The sequence below is a fragment of the Pseudomonas sp. RIT-PI-a genome (assembly GCF_001187875.1).
Classification (GTDB): Bacteria; Pseudomonadota; Gammaproteobacteria; order Pseudomonadales; family Pseudomonadaceae; genus Aquipseudomonas; species Aquipseudomonas coleopterorum.
In genome coordinates, this window is record NZ_LGIR01000015.1 from 20765 (window position 1) to 34798 (window position 14034).

The window sequence follows — 14034 nt, forward strand, 5'->3', positions numbered from 1 at the left end:
ATCATGGCAATCGTTAAATGCAAACCGACTTCCCCTGGCCGCCGTTTCGTGGTCAAGGTGGTCAACCAGGAGCTGCATAAAGGCGCTCCTCACGCACCGCTGCTCGAGAAAAAATCGAAGTCTGGTGGTCGTAACAACAATGGCCGTATTACCACCCGTCACATCGGTGGTGGTCACAAGCAGCATTACCGCATGATCGACTTCCGTCGCAACGACAAAGATGGCATCACCGCCACTGTCGAGCGTATCGAATACGATCCTAACCGTACTGCTCACATCGCTCTGGTTCTGTACGCAGACGGCGAGCGTCGCTACATCCTCGCACCGAAAGGCGTGAGCGCTGGCGACCAGCTGATTGCAGGTGCTCTGGCACCAATCAAGCCAGGCAACTCGCTGCAGCTGCGCAACATCCCGGTTGGTAGCACCATCCACGGCATCGAACTGAAGCCGGGTAAAGGTGCTCAGATCGCTCGCTCTGCTGGTGCTTCGGCTCAGCTGATCGCTCGTGAAGGTGTCTATGTGACCCTGCGCCTGCGTTCGGGCGAAATGCGCAAAGTGCTGTCCGAGTGCCGTGCAACGCTGGGTGAGGTTTCGAACTCCGAGCACAGCCTGCGCTCGCTGGGTAAAGCCGGTGCCAAACGCTGGCGTGGCGTTCGCCCAACCGTTCGTGGCGTTGCCATGAACCCGGTTGACCACCCACATGGTGGTGGTGAAGGTCGTACCTCCGGTGGTCGTCATCCGGTATCGCCATGGGGCTTCCCGACTAAGGGCGCGAAGACTCGTGGTAATAAGCGTACCGACAAAATGATCGTCCGTCGTCGCAAGTAAATAGAGGGATACGACAGTGCCACGTTCTCTGAAAAAAGGTCCTTTTATTGATCTTCACCTACTGAAGAAGATCGAAGTGGCGGCGGAAAAGAACGATCGCAAACCAGTTAAGACCTGGTCGCGTCGTTCGATGATCCTGCCACAAATGGTCGGTCTGACCATCGCAGTACACAACGGTCGTCAGCACGTCCCCGTTCTCGTGAACGAAGACATGGTCGGCCACAAACTGGGCGAGTTCGCCGGTACCCGTACATATCGCGGGCACGTGGCTGACAAGAAAGCCAAGCGTTAAGGGGTAAGGAAATGGAAGTAGCCGCTAAGTTGTCGGGCGCTCGAATCTCCGCCCAGAAAGCCCGCTTGGTCGCCGACCAGATCCGCGGGAAGAAGGTGGGCGAAGCGCTCAACCTGCTGGCTTTTAGCAGTAAAAAAGCCGCGGAAATCATGAAGAAAGTGCTGGAGTCGGCCGTAGCCAACGCCGAGCACAACGAAGGCGCAGACGTTGATGACCTGAAGGTCAGCACCGTTTTCGTCAACGAAGGGCGTTCGCTGAAGCGCATCATGCCTCGTGCCAAAGGCCGGGCTGATCGCATCGTCAAGCGGTCTTGCCATATCACTGTCAAGGTTGCTGACAAGTAACGGAGTCGATCAGATGGGTCAGAAAGTACATCCCATTGGCATTCGCCTGGGAATCGTCAAGGAGCACACCTCCGTCTGGTACGCAGACGGTCGGACTTATGCGGACTACTTGTTCGCAGATCTGAAGGTGCGTGAGTATCTCCAAGACAAACTAAAAAGCGCGTCCGTAAGCCGTATCGATATCCATCGTCCGGCCCAAACTGCACGCATCACCATTCACACCGCTCGTCCTGGTATCGTTATCGGGAAGAAAGGTGAGGACGTTGAGAAGCTGCGTCAGGACCTGACCAAGCAAATGGGTGTGCCTGTGCACATCAATATCGAAGAGATCCGCAAGCCGGAGCTCGACGGTATGCTGGTTGCGCAGAGCGTAGCTCAGCAGCTGGAGCGTCGTGTGATGTTCCGTCGCGCCATGAAGCGCGCCGTACAGAACGCCATGCGCATTGGTGCCAAAGGCATCAAGATCCAAGTGAGCGGTCGTCTCGGCGGTGCTGAAATCGCACGTACTGAATGGTATCGCGAAGGTCGTGTGCCATTGCACACCCTGCGTGCCGACATCGACTATGCCAACTACGAAGCTCACACCACCTACGGTGTGATCGGTGTGAAGGTTTGGATTTTCAAAGGCGAAGTAATCGGTGGTCGCCAAGAAGAACTGAAACCACAAGCACCTGCGCCTCGTAAAAAAGCTGCTAAGTAAGGGGTACGCCAAATGTTGCAACCTAAGCGTACGAAGTTCCGCAAGCAGATGACTGGCCACAACCGTGGTCTGGCTCAGCGCGGTAGCAAAGTCAGCTTCGGCGAGTTCGCGCTGAAGTCTGTAGCTCGTGGTCGTCTCACCGCTCGTCAGATCGAGTCAGCGCGTCGTGCACTGACCCGTCACGTAAAACGTGGCGGCAAGATTTGGATCCGTGTATTCCCGGACAAGCCTATCTCCAAAAAGCCCCTCGAAGTTCGTATGGGTAAAGGTAAGGGTAACGTGGAATATTGGGTTGCCCAGATTCAGCCAGGCAAAGTCCTGTATGAAATCGAGGGTGTTTCCGAAGAGCTGGCGCGTGAGGCTTTCGCCTTGGCGGCTGCAAAGCTGCCTCTCGCCACCTCCTTTGTTAAGCGGACGGTGATGTGATGAAAGCGAATGAACTTCGTGAAAAATCAGCACAGCAACTGAACGAGCAACTGCTCGGCTTGCTGCGCGACCAGTTCAATCTGCGCATGCAGAAAGCAACTGGCCAGTTGGGGCAGTCTCACCTGCTCTCGCAAGTGAAGCGCGACATCGCTCGCGTGAAAACTGTGCTCAACCAGCAGGCAGGTAAGTGATCATGGCTGAAGCCGAAAAAACCGTCCGTACGCTGACTGGCCGTGTGGTCAGCGACAAGATGGACAAAACCATCACCGTATTGATCGAGCGTCGCGTAAAGCACCCGATCTACGGTAAATACGTTAAGCGTTCGACTAAGCTGCACGCTCACGACGAAACCAACCAGTGCAAGATCGGCGACAAGGTCACTATTCGTGAAACCCGTCCGCTGGCCAAGACCAAGTCCTGGGCACTGGTTGACGTTCTCGAACGCGCTGTTGAAGTCTAAGGGCTAGGGGTCGGAGAAATTCTATGATTCAGACTCAATCCATGCTCGATGTGGCCGATAACAGCGGCGCTCGTCGCGTCATGTGCATCAAGGTACTGGGCGGCTCGCACCGCCGGTACGCTGGCATCGGCGACATCATCAAGGTGACCGTGAAGGAAGCAATTCCTCGTGGCAAGGTGAAGAAGGGTCAAGTGATGACTGCTGTTGTAGTCCGCACTCGCCACGGCGTTCGTCGTGCTGACGGCTCCATCATCCGCTTCGATGGCAACGCTGCTGTTCTGTTGAACAACAAGCAAGAGCCAATCGGCACCCGTATCTTTGGGCCAGTGACCCGTGAACTTCGTTCTGAGAAGTTCATGAAGATCGTCTCGCTCGCCCCAGAAGTGCTGTAAGGAGATCCGACATGCAAAAGATTCGTCGTGACGACGAGATCATCGTGATCGCCGGCAAAGACAAAGGCAAGCGCGGTAAGGTGCTCAAGGTTCTCGCTGACGACCGTCTGGTCGTTGGTGGGGTCAACCTGGTGAAGCGTCATACCAAGCCTAACCCGATGTCGGGCGTACAGGGCGGTATCGTCGAGAAAGAAGCGCCTCTGCACGCTTCCAACGTCGCCATTTTCAACGGCGAAACCAACAAGGCTGACCGCGTTGGTTTCAAAGTAGAAGAAGGCAAAAAAATTCGTGTCTTCAAGTCGACCCAAAAAGCGGTTGATGCTTGAACACTGCTAGGTAGAAGACCATGGCACGACTGAAAGAGATTTACCGGAAGGAAATCGCTCCCAAGCTTAAGGAAGAACTTAAGCTGGCGAACGTGATGGAAGTTCCGCGCGTTACCAAGATCACCCTGAACATGGGTCTGGGCGAAGCGATCGGCGACAAGAAAGTCATCGAGCACGCTGTAGCCGACATCGAGAAGATCACCGGCCAGAAAGCCGTTGTGACCTTCGCTCGTAAATCCATCGCGGGCTTCAAAGTCCGTGAAGGCTGGCCGATCGGTGTCAAGGTGACCTTGCGTCGCGAAAAGATGTACGAATTCCTGGACCGCCTGCTGGCGATCTCCCTGCCTCGGGTACGCGACTTCCGCGGCCTGAATGCCAAGTCCTTCGATGGTCGTGGCAACTACAGCATGGGCGTGAAAGAGCAGATCATTTTCCCGGAAATCGATTACGACAAGATCGATGCTCTGCGCGGTCTGGACATTACCCTGACCACCACTGCTCGTTCGGATGAAGAAGGTCGCGCCTTGCTGCGTGCTTTCAACTTCCCGTTCCGCAACTGATTGGAGTAGGAAAATGGCCAAGAAGAGCATGAAGAACCGTGAGCTGAAGCGTCAGCTGACGGTAGCTAAATACGCCAAGAAGCGTGCTGAGCTGAAAGCTATCATCGTCGATCTGAACGCAAGTGAAGAAGAACGCTGGAATGCTTCCGTAGCTCTGCAGAAGCAGCCACGTGACGCAAGCGCCTCGCGCATGCGTAACCGCTGCCGCCTGACTGGTCGTCCACATGGCGTATACCGCAAGTTCGGCCTGGGCCGTAACATGCTGCGCCAGGCCGCCATGCGCGGTGACGTACCAGGTCTGGTAAAAGCCAGCTGGTAAGTCGGACCGGCCTGGTGCCGGCGGAAAATTGAGCAATCAACCGACCGCCGGTGTCATGGCGATTGAATCAAGCCCCTTATGGGGCTTGATTCATTTCTGGCGTACGTCTAGAATTGCCGGCTCGCCTGAGTCCGGGTTTTTGGACCGGATCACACGCTCGGCGACGTTGTAGCCGCAAGGCTAATTATTTTTGTATCAGGAGCGTCTAGCCCATGAGTATGCAGGACCCGTTAGCGGACATGCTAACTCGAATCCGTAATGCCCAGATGGCTGAAAAGTCCGTCGTAAGCATGCCATCTTCCACGTTGAAGGTAGCTGTGGCCAAAGTTCTGAAGGACGAAGGTTACATCGCGGGTTTTCAGGTAAGCAGCGAAGCAAAACCGTCGCTTTCCATCGAGCTGAAATACTTCGAAGGCCGTCCGGTCATCGAGGAAGTCAAGCGCGTAAGTCGTCCAGGCCTGCGTCAGTACAAATCCGTTGAAGATCTGCCAAAAGTTCGTGGCGGTCTCGGCGTATCCATCGTCTCCACCAACAAAGGTGTGATGACGGATCGTGCTGCGCGCGCTGCCGGTGTCGGCGGCGAAGTACTTTGCACAGTGTTCTAAGGGGGGATAAGCATGTCTCGCGTCGCTAAGAACCCCGTTAAGCTGCCAGCTGGTGTCGAAGTCAAATTCGCCGGCCAACAGCTTTCGGTGAAGGGTGCCAAGGGCACTCTGGAACTGAACGTTCACTCGTCGGTTGAAATCGTTGAAGAGGCTGGCGAACTGCGTTTCGCTGCCAAGAATGGCGATCAGCAGACCCGTGCAATGGCCGGTACCACTCGCGCTTTGGTCAACAACATGGTCCAGGGCGTAAGCCAAGGCTTCGAGCGCAAGCTCCAGCTGGTCGGTGTTGGCTACAAGGCACAAGCAAAAGGCACAGTGCTGAACCTGTCGCTGGGCTTCTCTCATCCGGTGGATTACGAGTTGCCGCAAGGCATCACCGCTGAGACTCCTAGCCAGACCGATATCCTGATCAAGGGCATCGACAAGCAGCTGGTGGGTCAAGTGGCCGCTGAAATCCGCGATTTCCGTCCGCCAGAGCCTTACAAAGGCAAAGGTGTACGTTACGCAGACGAAGTCGTCCGCCGTAAAGAAGCCAAGAAGAAGTAGGGCATAGCAAATGACCGACAAAAAAGTTACTCGACTGCGTCGCGCTCGCAAAGCACGCCTGAAAATGCACGAACTCGAAGTCGTGCGTCTCTGCGTGTTCCGCTCTTCGCAGCACATCTATGCCCAGGTCATCTCGGCCGACGGCAGCAAGGTCCTGGCAAGTGCCTCGACTTTGGACAAAGAATTGCGTGATGGTGCCACTGGCAACATTGACGCGGCCACTAAGGTTGGCCAGCTGGTCGCTTCGCGTGCTAAGGCCGCTGGCGTCTCGCAGGTGGCTTTCGACCGCTCTGGCTTCAAGTACCACGGTCGCGTCAAAGCGCTGGCCGATGGCGCTCGTGAAGCTGGGCTGGAGTTCTAAGTTATGTCAAATAACGACCAAAAGCGCGACGAAGGCTACATCGAGAAGCTGGTTCAAGTTAACCGCGTTGCCAAGACCGTCAAAGGCGGCCGTATCTTCACCTTCACCGCGTTGACCGTGGTAGGTGATGGCAAGGGCCGTGTTGGCTTCGGCCGTGGCAAGTCTCGTGAAGTGCCTGCTGCCATCCAGAAAGCTATGGAAGCAGCTCGTCGCAACATGATTCAAGTGGACCTGAACGGGACCACCTTGCAGTACGCCATGAAGTCCGCCCACGGCGCTTCGAAGGTGTACATGCAGCCTGCTTCGGAAGGTACCGGTATCATCGCTGGCGGCGCAATGCGTGCCGTTCTCGAAGTCGCTGGTGTTCAGAACGTTCTGGCCAAGTGCTACGGCTCTACCAACCCCGTCAACGTGGTTCACGCTACGTTCAAGGGTCTGAAAGCCATGCAGTCCCCGTCGTCCATCGCCGCCAAGCGCGGTCTGAACGTTGAGGAGATCATCTGATCATGGCTACCGTAAAAGTTACGCTGATCAAAAGCATGACCGGCCGTATCCCTAACCACAAACTGTGCGTTAAGGGTCTGGGTCTGCGTCGCATCGGTCACACTGTAGAAGTCCAGGATACTCCCGAGAATCGCGGGATGATCAACAAGGCCTACTACATGCTTCGCGTAGAGGGTTAATCGATGAAACTCAATGATCTGAGTCCAGCTCCCGGTTCGCGTCGCGAAAAGCACCGTCCGGGTCGTGGTATCGGTAGTGGTTTGGGCAAGACCGGTGGCCGCGGCCACAAAGGTCAGACCTCCCGCTCCGGTGGCACCATCGCTCCAGGCTTTGAAGGCGGTCAACAGCCGCTGCATCGTCGCCTGCCGAAGTTCGGTTTCGTTTCCCTGAAAGCCATGGACCGCGCAGAAGTGCGTCTGTCCGAGCTGGCCAAAGTGGAAGGCGACATCGTCTCCGTGCAGTCCCTGAAGGATGCCAACGTGATCAACCAGAACGTTCAGCGTGTGAAAATCATGCTGTCGGGCGAAGTGACTCGCGCTGTAACCATCCAGGGTATCGCCGCCACCAAAGGTGCGCGTGCGGCTATCGAAGCAGCTGGCGGCAAGTTCGAGGAATAAATGGCTAAGCAAGGTGCTCTCTCAGCGCTAGGCAAGGGCGGTATGTCTGAACTCTGGGCTCGTCTGCGTTTTCTGTTCCTGGCGATCATCGTCTACAGAATTGGCGCACACATCCCGGTTCCAGGTATCAACCCGGACCGACTCGCAGACCTGTTTCGACAGAATGAGGGGACCATTCTTAGCTTGTTCAACATGTTTTCCGGCGGCGCGCTGGAACGGATGAGCATCTTTGCACTGGGGATCATGCCGTACATTTCGGCATCGATCATCATGCAGCTGATGACCGCCGTGAGCCCGCAGCTGGAGCAGTTGAAGAAGGAAGGTGAAGCTGGCCGTCGCAAGATCAGCCAGTACACCCGCTATGGCACCGTCATCCTGGCCTTGGTGCAGGCGATCGGCATGTCGATCGGCCTGGCCAACCAGGGTGTGGCGTTCACTGCAAGCTTCAGCTTCTACTTCGTGGCGGTCTCCACGTTCGTGGCGGGCGCCATGTTCATGATGTGGCTGGGTGAGCAGATTACTGAGCGTGGTGTGGGTAACGGTATCTCGATGTTGATCTTCGCGGGTATCGTTGCTGGTCTTCCGAGAGCGATTGGGCAGTCTTTCGAGTCTGCACGTCAGGGCGACATCAACATCTTCGCGCTGGTTGCAATCGGTCTGCTGGCGGTGGCGATTATCGGTTTCGTGGTGTTCATCGAGCGTGGTCAGCGGCGAATCGCCGTTCACTATGCCAAGCGTCAGCAGGGCCGCAAGGTCTTCGCTGCGCAGACGAGCCACTTGCCGCTGAAAGTGAACATGGCCGGTGTGATTCCTGCCATTTTCGCGAGCAGCATCTTGCTGTTCCCGGCTTCGCTGGGCTCCTGGTTCGGTCAGTCCGAAGGTATGGGCTGGTTGCAGGACGTCTCGCAGTCGATCGCTCCTGGTCAGCCGTTGAACATTCTGCTGTTTAGTGCAGGGATCATTTTCTTCTGCTTCTTCTATACGGCGTTGATGTTCAATCCGAAAGACGTAGCGGAAAACCTGAAGAAGTCCGGTGCCTTTATTCCGGGTATTCGTCCAGGCGAACAGTCGGCGCGCTACATTGATGGCGTTCTGACTCGTTTGACCATGTTCGGTGCCCTGTACATGATGTGCGTCTGCTTGCTTCCACAGTTTCTGGTGGTGGCTGCAAACGTTCCGTTCTACCTTGGCGGGACCTCGTTGCTGATTGTGGTAGTGGTTGTGATGGACTTTATGTCCCAAGTACAATCGCACCTCGTTTCGCACCAGTACGAATCCCTGATGAAGAAAGCCAACCTGAAAGGCTACGGTGGCAGCGGTCTGCTGCGCTGACAGTCCCTTAAGGTTCGAGGAGTTGGCAATGAAAGTTCGTGCATCGGTGAAAAAGCTGTGCCGTAACTGCAAAATCATTCGTCGCGAAGGCGTCGTTCGAGTCATTTGCAGCGCAGAGCCGCGTCACAAACAGCGCCAAGGCTGACTGTGATGTGCTACAAGCCCGGCAGCTAGTGCGCTGCCGGGTTGATTATTTGTTATTACAGCGATATTATCTCGCGCCCTATTTCTTGGCTTCCGGGGCGTAGGTAGCTGTCAATTGGAGTCCCACTGAATGGCCCGTATTGCAGGCGTCAACATTCCAGATAACAAGCACACTGTTATCTCGCTGACCTACATCTATGGTGTTGGTCGCACTACTGCACAGAAAATCTGTGCAGACACTGGGGTCAACCCAGCCGCAAAGATCAAGGATCTGAGCGACGAGCAGATTGAACAGCTGCGTGGCGAAGTGGCGAAGTTCACCACCGAAGGTGATCTGCGCCGCGAAATCAACATGAAAATCAAGCGCTTGATGGATCTGGGCTGCTACCGCGGTCTTCGTCATCGTCGTGGTCTGCCAGTACGCGGTCAGCGTACCAAGACCAACGCGCGTACCCGTAAAGGTCCGCGTAAGCCGATCCGCAAGTAATCGCACCAGCGAATCGACAGGAATCTAGTCATGGCAAAACCTGCTGCTCGTCCTCGTAAGAAAGTCAAAAAGACAGTGGTTGATGGCATCGCCCACATCCACGCGTCTTTCAACAACACCATCGTGACCATTACCGATCGTCAAGGTAACGCCCTGTCCTGGGCTACTTCCGGCGGTTCGGGTTTCCGCGGTTCTCGCAAGTCCACCCCGTTCGCTGCCCAGGTGGCTGCTGAGCGTGCTGGTCAAGCTGCGCTGGAATATGGCCTGAAGAACCTCGACGTCAACGTCAAGGGTCCAGGTCCAGGTCGTGAGTCCGCTGTCCGTGCATTGAACGGCTGTGGCTATAAGATCGCCAGCATCACCGACGTGACGCCAATCCCGCATAACGGGTGCCGTCCGCCGAAGAAGCGCCGCGTGTAATTCAGGAGACGATAGATAATGGCTCGTTACATTGGTCCAAAATGCAAACTGGCTCGTCGTGAAGGCACTGACCTGTTCCTGAAAAGCGGCGTTCGCGCCCTGGAATCGAAGTGCAATATCGAAGCAGCCCCAGGTATCCACGGTCAGCGCCGTGGCCGCCAGTCCGACTACGGCACCCAGCTGCGTGAAAAGCAGAAAGTCCGTCGTATCTATGGCGTTCTCGAGCGTCAGTTCAGCGGTTACTACAAGGAAGCTGCCGGCAAGAAAGGCGCAACCGGTGAGAACTTGCTGCAACTGCTCGAATGCCGTCTGGACAACGTTGTATACCGTATGGGCTTCGGCTCGACTCGTGCCGAATCCCGTCAGTTGGTATCGCACAAGTCCGTCAGCGTCAACGGCAAGACCGTTAACGTTCCGTCCTACCAGGTTCGTGCTGGTGACGTGGTCGCGATTCGCGAGAAAGCAAAAAACCAGCTTCGCATTGTCCAAGCTCTCGATCTGTGTGCCCAACGTGGCCGCGTAGAATGGGTAGAAGTAGACACTGAGAAGAAGTCGGGCGTTTTCAAGAACGTTCCTGCTCGCAGTGATCTGTCCGCCGACATCAACGAAAGCCTGATTGTCGAGCTCTACTCCAAGTAAGGGCTAGAAAATAGGTGCATCCATGCAGATTTCGGTAAATGAGTTCCTGACGCCCCGCCACATTGATGTGCAGGTCGTCAGTCCAACCCGCGCCAAAATCACTCTCGAGCCTCTCGAGCGTGGTTTCGGCCATACCCTGGGCAACGCGCTGCGACGCATCCTGTTGTCCTCAATGCCCGGCTGCGCAGTAGTCGAGGCCGAGATTGACGGTGTACTCCACGAGTACAGCGCCATCGAAGGTGTACAGGAAGACGTCATTGAAATCCTGTTGAACCTGAAAGGCCTGGCTATCAAGCTGCACGGTCGTGACGAAGTTACGCTGACCTTGTCGAAAAAGGGTTCGGGGGTGGTTACCGCTGCCGATATTCAGCTGGATCATGATGTCGAGATCGTTAATCCCGATCACGTAATCGCTAACCTGGCGTCTAACGGCGCCCTGAACATGAAGCTCGTCGTAGCTCGTGGTCGTGGTTATGAACCGGCCGACTCGCGTCAAAGCGATGAAGACGAAAGCCGCAGCATTGGTCGCTTGCAGCTCGACTCTTCGTTCAGCCCGGTACGTCGTATCGCATACGTGGTGGAAAACGCCCGTGTCGAGCAGCGCACCAACCTGGACAAGCTGGTTATTGATCTGGAAACCAACGGTACCCTGGATCCTGAAGAGGCCATCCGCCGCGCCGCAACCATCCTGCAACAGCAGTTGGCTGCGTTCGTCGATCTCAAAGGTGACAGCGAGCCTGTGGTAATCGAGCAAGAAGACGAGATCGATCCGATCCTGCTTCGCCCGGTTGACGATCTGGAACTGACTGTACGTTCGGCTAACTGCCTTAAGGCGGAAAACATTTACTACATCGGCGACCTGATTCAGCGTACCGAAGTAGAACTGTTGAAGACTCCGAACCTGGGCAAGAAATCCTTGACCGAAATCAAGGACGTTCTGGCCTCCCGCGGTCTGTCCCTCGGCATGCGCCTCGACAACTGGCCGCCTGCAAGTCTTAAGAAGGACGACAAGGCGACTGCCTGATCGTCGTAATCACCGAACGTAGTGTTTGGTAAGGAATGAACCATGCGTCATCGTAAAAGTGGACGTCACCTGAGCCGTACCAGCTCGCACCGCAAGGCCATGTTTCAGAACATGGCGGTGTCGCTGTTCGAGCACGAGCTGATCAAGACTACCCTGCCGAAAGCCAAGGAACTGCGCCGCGTTGCCGAGCCGCTGATCACTCTGGCCAAGGTAGACAGCGTTGCAAACCGCCGTCTCGCTTTCGACCGTACTCGCTCGAAAGAAATGGTTGGTAAGCTGTTCAACGATCTGGGCAAGCGCTATGCAACCCGTCAGGGCGGCTACCTGCGTATCCTCAAGTGCGGCTTCCGCGCTGGCGATAACGCACCTATGGCGTACGTCGAGCTGGTTGATCGTCCTGTCGGTGGCTCGGTTGAAGCTGCCGAATAAGACGAAAAGTCTGTTCTGAAAAAACCGGGCCCTGGCCCGGTTTTTTTATGCCTGCTCGTTAGCCAAAATCTATCGGCTAAAGATAATTTCCCGATTAGTGCTATGGATAGGATTCTTGGATACTTGCTTCAAGCCGCTCAAGTCGGCACCTACACAGCAAGCCAGACCAAGGAACATCGTCCATGAGCCAGAGCAAGATCCTCACCACTGCCAGCGGCGCACCTGTCGCCGACAACCAGAATTCCCGCTCGGCGGGACCTCGTGGTCCCTTGTTGCTGGACGATTTCCATCTGATTGAAAAACTCGCGCACTTCAACCGCGAGAACATTCCAGAACGTCGCGTGCATGCCAAAGGTTCGGGCGCGTACGGTACCTTTACCGTTACTCGGGACATCACTGAATACTCCAGCGCCAAGCTGTTCAGCGCGGTAGGCAAGCAGACCGAAACCTTCTTGCGGTTCTCCACCGTGGGTGGCGAGCGTGGTTCGGCAGATACCGAGCGCGACCCGCGTGGTTTCGCGCTCAAGTTCTACACCGAGGAAGGCAACTGGGACATCGTAGGCAACAACACGCCGGTGTTCTTCATTCGCGATCCGATGAAGTTTCCAGACTTTATCCACACACAGAAACGCTTGCCTCAGAGCAATCTGAAAAGCGCGCAGATGATGTGGGACTTCTGGTCGCATTCGCCTGAGTCATTGCATCAGGTCACCATCCTGTTCTCGGATCGGGGTATTCCTGATGGCTATCGTCACATGCACGGCTTTGGTAGCCATACTTACAGCCTGATCAACGCCAAGGGCGATCGGCACTGGGTCAAGTGGCACTACAAGACGGCTCAGGGGATCAAGAACCTGGCACCTGCCGACGCGGCTCGTATTGCCGGCACCGATCCGGATTACGCTCAGCGCGATCTGTTCGATGCGATCGAGCGTGGGGATTACCCCAAGTGGCGCGTATGCATGCAGATCATGAGCGAGGACCAGGCGAACCGTCATCACGAGAACCCCTTCGACGTGACCAAGACCTGGTCGCAGAAGGAGTTCCCGTTGATCGAAGTGGGCATGCTGGAACTGAACCGTAATCCGCTGAACTACTTTGCCGAAGTCGAGCAAGCGACCTTTGGCCCGAGCAACATGGTGCCCGGTGTAGGGCTGTCACCTGACCGCATGCTGCAAGGTCGTGTGTTCGCTTACGCCGATGCCCACCGCTATCGCGTCGGCACCAATCACCAGCAGCTGCCGGTGAACGCGCCGCGCAGCCCGGTCCATTCGTACCAGCGAGACGGCTCCATGGCGTTTGGCAGCAATGGCGGTGCAGCACCCAACTACGAGCCGAACAGCTATGCAGATGCGCCCAAGCAAGCGCCTCAGTACCGCGAACCTGCCTTGGCCTTGCAGGGCGATGCGGATCGCTTCGATCATCGCGTGGACGCGGACTACTACAGCCAGGCTGGTGCTCTGTTCCGTTTGATGAGTGCCGAGCAGCAGGCGCTGCTGATCGACAACATCGCCGGTGCGATGATGGGTGTGAGCGCGGACGTGGTGGAGCGCCAGCTGCAGCACTTCTACCATGCGGATGAAGCCTACGGTAATGGCATCGCCAAAGCATTGGGCATCCAGCTCGGCTGAACCTAAGTGATAAAAAGAACCGCCCTCATTTGGGCGGTTTTTCGCTTTATTTCGTCACTTTTTCTCTGCTTTTTAGCGTATTTCTGCACCGCAGGCCGTGACGTATCCGCGACCTTGGTTCAAACTATGCCTTTCTGCTAGGAGATCTACGGCGATGCAAGGCCACCCGGACGTAATCGATTACCTCAATACTTTGCTCACTGGCGAGCTGGCTGCCCGTGACCAGTATTTCATCCACTCGCGGATGTACGAGGACTGGGGCTTCGCCAAGCTCTTCGAGCGTATCAATCACGAAATGGAAGAAGAGGCGGGTCATGCCGACGCCTTGATGCGCCGCATCCTGATGCTCGAAGGCACGCCGCGCATGCGCCCGGACGATCTCGAGGTCGGGACCGATGTGCCGAGCATGATCGCCGCCGATCTGCGTTTGGAATACAAGGTGCGCGCTGCGCTGTGCAAGGGGATCGAGTTGTGCGAACAGCACAATGACTACGTGACCCGCGACATTCTGCGCGTGCAGTTGGCAGATACCGAGGAAGACCATACGTATTGGTTGGAAAAGCAGCAGGGGCTGATCAAGTCGATTGGGCTGGAGAATTATCTGCAGTCGCAGTTCTGATCGATGGCAGGCTGTGGTTTGATTCGGCC

26 protein-coding genes are annotated in these 14034 nt (G+C 56.1%); all 26 read left to right on the forward strand.

The window, feature by feature from the left end:
* Window positions 1-3 precede the first annotated feature (3 nt).
* A complete protein-coding gene (gene rplB / locus AC788_RS11565; RefSeq protein WP_043192523.1) occupies window positions 4-828 on the forward strand; it encodes a 50S ribosomal protein L2 in 825 nt (274 codons plus the stop codon).
* A gap of 16 nt (window positions 829-844) precedes the next feature.
* A complete protein-coding gene (rpsS, locus tag AC788_RS11570; RefSeq protein ID WP_002555486.1) occupies window positions 845-1120 on the forward strand; it encodes a 30S ribosomal protein S19 in 276 nt (91 codons plus the stop codon).
* Window positions 1121-1131: 11 nt separating this feature from the next.
* Entirely contained in the window at window positions 1132-1464 is a 333-nt protein-coding gene (rplV, locus tag AC788_RS11575) for a 50S ribosomal protein L22 (RefSeq protein ID WP_003103908.1), read from the forward strand.
* Window positions 1465-1477: 13 nt separating this feature from the next.
* On the forward strand, window positions 1478-2164 hold the full coding sequence (rpsC, locus tag AC788_RS11580; RefSeq protein ID WP_003176422.1) for a 30S ribosomal protein S3: 687 nt from the start codon (window positions 1478-1480) through the stop codon (window positions 2162-2164).
* A gap of 12 nt (window positions 2165-2176) precedes the next feature.
* On the forward strand, window positions 2177-2590 hold the full coding sequence (gene rplP / locus AC788_RS11585) for a 50S ribosomal protein L16 (RefSeq protein WP_003176421.1): 414 nt from the start codon (window positions 2177-2179) through the stop codon (window positions 2588-2590).
* Window positions 2590-2781: a 50S ribosomal protein L29 gene (gene rpmC / locus AC788_RS11590; protein WP_002555481.1), complete on the forward strand. Its 192-nt coding sequence runs from the start codon at window positions 2590-2592 to the stop codon at window positions 2779-2781. Before rplP ends, rpmC begins: the two co-directional genes overlap by 1 nt.
* Window positions 2782-2783: 2 nt before the next feature.
* Complete coding sequence (rpsQ, locus tag AC788_RS11595) at window positions 2784-3050, forward strand: 30S ribosomal protein S17 (protein ID WP_043192528.1); 267 nt, start codon at window positions 2784-2786, stop codon at window positions 3048-3050.
* Between the two features lie 23 nt (window positions 3051-3073).
* A complete protein-coding gene (gene rplN / locus AC788_RS11600) occupies window positions 3074-3442 on the forward strand; it encodes a 50S ribosomal protein L14 (RefSeq protein ID WP_003243907.1) in 369 nt (122 codons plus the stop codon).
* A gap of 11 nt (window positions 3443-3453) precedes the next feature.
* Window positions 3454-3768 carry a 50S ribosomal protein L24 gene (gene rplX, locus AC788_RS11605; protein WP_049860773.1) on the forward strand — a complete coding sequence of 105 codons (315 nt, stop codon included), beginning with the start codon at window positions 3454-3456 and terminating at the stop codon, window positions 3766-3768.
* A gap of 20 nt (window positions 3769-3788) precedes the next feature.
* Window positions 3789-4328, forward strand: coding sequence for a 50S ribosomal protein L5 (gene rplE, locus AC788_RS11610; RefSeq protein ID WP_049860774.1), 540 nt, complete (start codon window positions 3789-3791; stop codon window positions 4326-4328).
* Between the two features lie 13 nt (window positions 4329-4341).
* A complete protein-coding gene (gene rpsN, locus AC788_RS11615; protein WP_049860775.1) occupies window positions 4342-4647 on the forward strand; it encodes a 30S ribosomal protein S14 in 306 nt (101 codons plus the stop codon).
* Between the two features lie 212 nt (window positions 4648-4859).
* The gene (gene rpsH / locus AC788_RS11620; RefSeq protein WP_043192534.1) at window positions 4860-5252 is read left to right on the forward strand and encodes a 30S ribosomal protein S8; all 393 of its coding nucleotides are present in this window, start codon (window positions 4860-4862) and stop codon (window positions 5250-5252) included.
* A 12-nt stretch (window positions 5253-5264) separates the two neighbouring features.
* Complete coding sequence (rplF, locus tag AC788_RS11625) at window positions 5265-5798, forward strand: 50S ribosomal protein L6 (protein ID WP_043192535.1); 534 nt, start codon at window positions 5265-5267, stop codon at window positions 5796-5798.
* 10 nt (window positions 5799-5808) lie between these two features.
* Window positions 5809-6159, forward strand: a complete 351-nt coding sequence (rplR, locus tag AC788_RS11630; protein ID WP_043192536.1) for a 50S ribosomal protein L18 — start codon at window positions 5809-5811, stop codon at window positions 6157-6159.
* Between the two features lie 3 nt (window positions 6160-6162).
* Window positions 6163-6663, forward strand: a complete 501-nt coding sequence (gene rpsE / locus AC788_RS11635) for a 30S ribosomal protein S5 (protein ID WP_043192537.1) — start codon at window positions 6163-6165, stop codon at window positions 6661-6663.
* Window positions 6664-6665: 2 nt separating this feature from the next.
* Entirely contained in the window at window positions 6666-6842 is a 177-nt protein-coding gene (gene rpmD, locus AC788_RS11640) for a 50S ribosomal protein L30 (RefSeq protein ID WP_003176408.1), read from the forward strand.
* 3 nt (window positions 6843-6845) lie between these two features.
* Window positions 6846-7280: a 50S ribosomal protein L15 gene (gene rplO, locus AC788_RS11645; RefSeq protein ID WP_049860776.1), complete on the forward strand. Its 435-nt coding sequence runs from the start codon at window positions 6846-6848 to the stop codon at window positions 7278-7280.
* The gene (gene secY, locus AC788_RS11650; RefSeq protein WP_043192540.1) at window positions 7281-8612 is read left to right on the forward strand and encodes a preprotein translocase subunit SecY; all 1332 of its coding nucleotides are present in this window, start codon (window positions 7281-7283) and stop codon (window positions 8610-8612) included. It abuts the gene before it with no gap.
* Between the two features lie 28 nt (window positions 8613-8640).
* Window positions 8641-8757, forward strand: coding sequence for a 50S ribosomal protein L36 (rpmJ, locus tag AC788_RS21365; RefSeq protein ID WP_002555468.1), 117 nt, complete (start codon window positions 8641-8643; stop codon window positions 8755-8757).
* A 129-nt stretch (window positions 8758-8886) separates the two neighbouring features.
* Window positions 8887-9243, forward strand: a complete 357-nt coding sequence (rpsM, locus tag AC788_RS11655) for a 30S ribosomal protein S13 (protein WP_008374135.1) — start codon at window positions 8887-8889, stop codon at window positions 9241-9243.
* Between the two features lie 30 nt (window positions 9244-9273).
* The gene (gene rpsK / locus AC788_RS11660; RefSeq protein ID WP_002555466.1) at window positions 9274-9663 is read left to right on the forward strand and encodes a 30S ribosomal protein S11; all 390 of its coding nucleotides are present in this window, start codon (window positions 9274-9276) and stop codon (window positions 9661-9663) included.
* A gap of 18 nt (window positions 9664-9681) precedes the next feature.
* On the forward strand, window positions 9682-10302 hold the full coding sequence (gene rpsD, locus AC788_RS11665) for a 30S ribosomal protein S4 (protein WP_043192542.1): 621 nt from the start codon (window positions 9682-9684) through the stop codon (window positions 10300-10302).
* Between the two features lie 22 nt (window positions 10303-10324).
* The gene (locus tag AC788_RS11670; RefSeq protein WP_007924176.1) at window positions 10325-11326 is read left to right on the forward strand and encodes a DNA-directed RNA polymerase subunit alpha; all 1002 of its coding nucleotides are present in this window, start codon (window positions 10325-10327) and stop codon (window positions 11324-11326) included.
* A 42-nt stretch (window positions 11327-11368) separates the two neighbouring features.
* Window positions 11369-11755: a 50S ribosomal protein L17 gene (gene rplQ / locus AC788_RS11675; protein WP_043192543.1), complete on the forward strand. Its 387-nt coding sequence runs from the start codon at window positions 11369-11371 to the stop codon at window positions 11753-11755.
* A gap of 182 nt (window positions 11756-11937) precedes the next feature.
* On the forward strand, window positions 11938-13386 hold the full coding sequence (locus tag AC788_RS11680) for a catalase (protein WP_049860777.1): 1449 nt from the start codon (window positions 11938-11940) through the stop codon (window positions 13384-13386).
* Window positions 13387-13540: 154 nt separating this feature from the next.
* Window positions 13541-14005, forward strand: coding sequence for a bacterioferritin (gene bfr, locus AC788_RS11685; RefSeq protein WP_049860778.1), 465 nt, complete (start codon window positions 13541-13543; stop codon window positions 14003-14005).
* Window positions 14006-14034 lie beyond the last annotated feature (29 nt).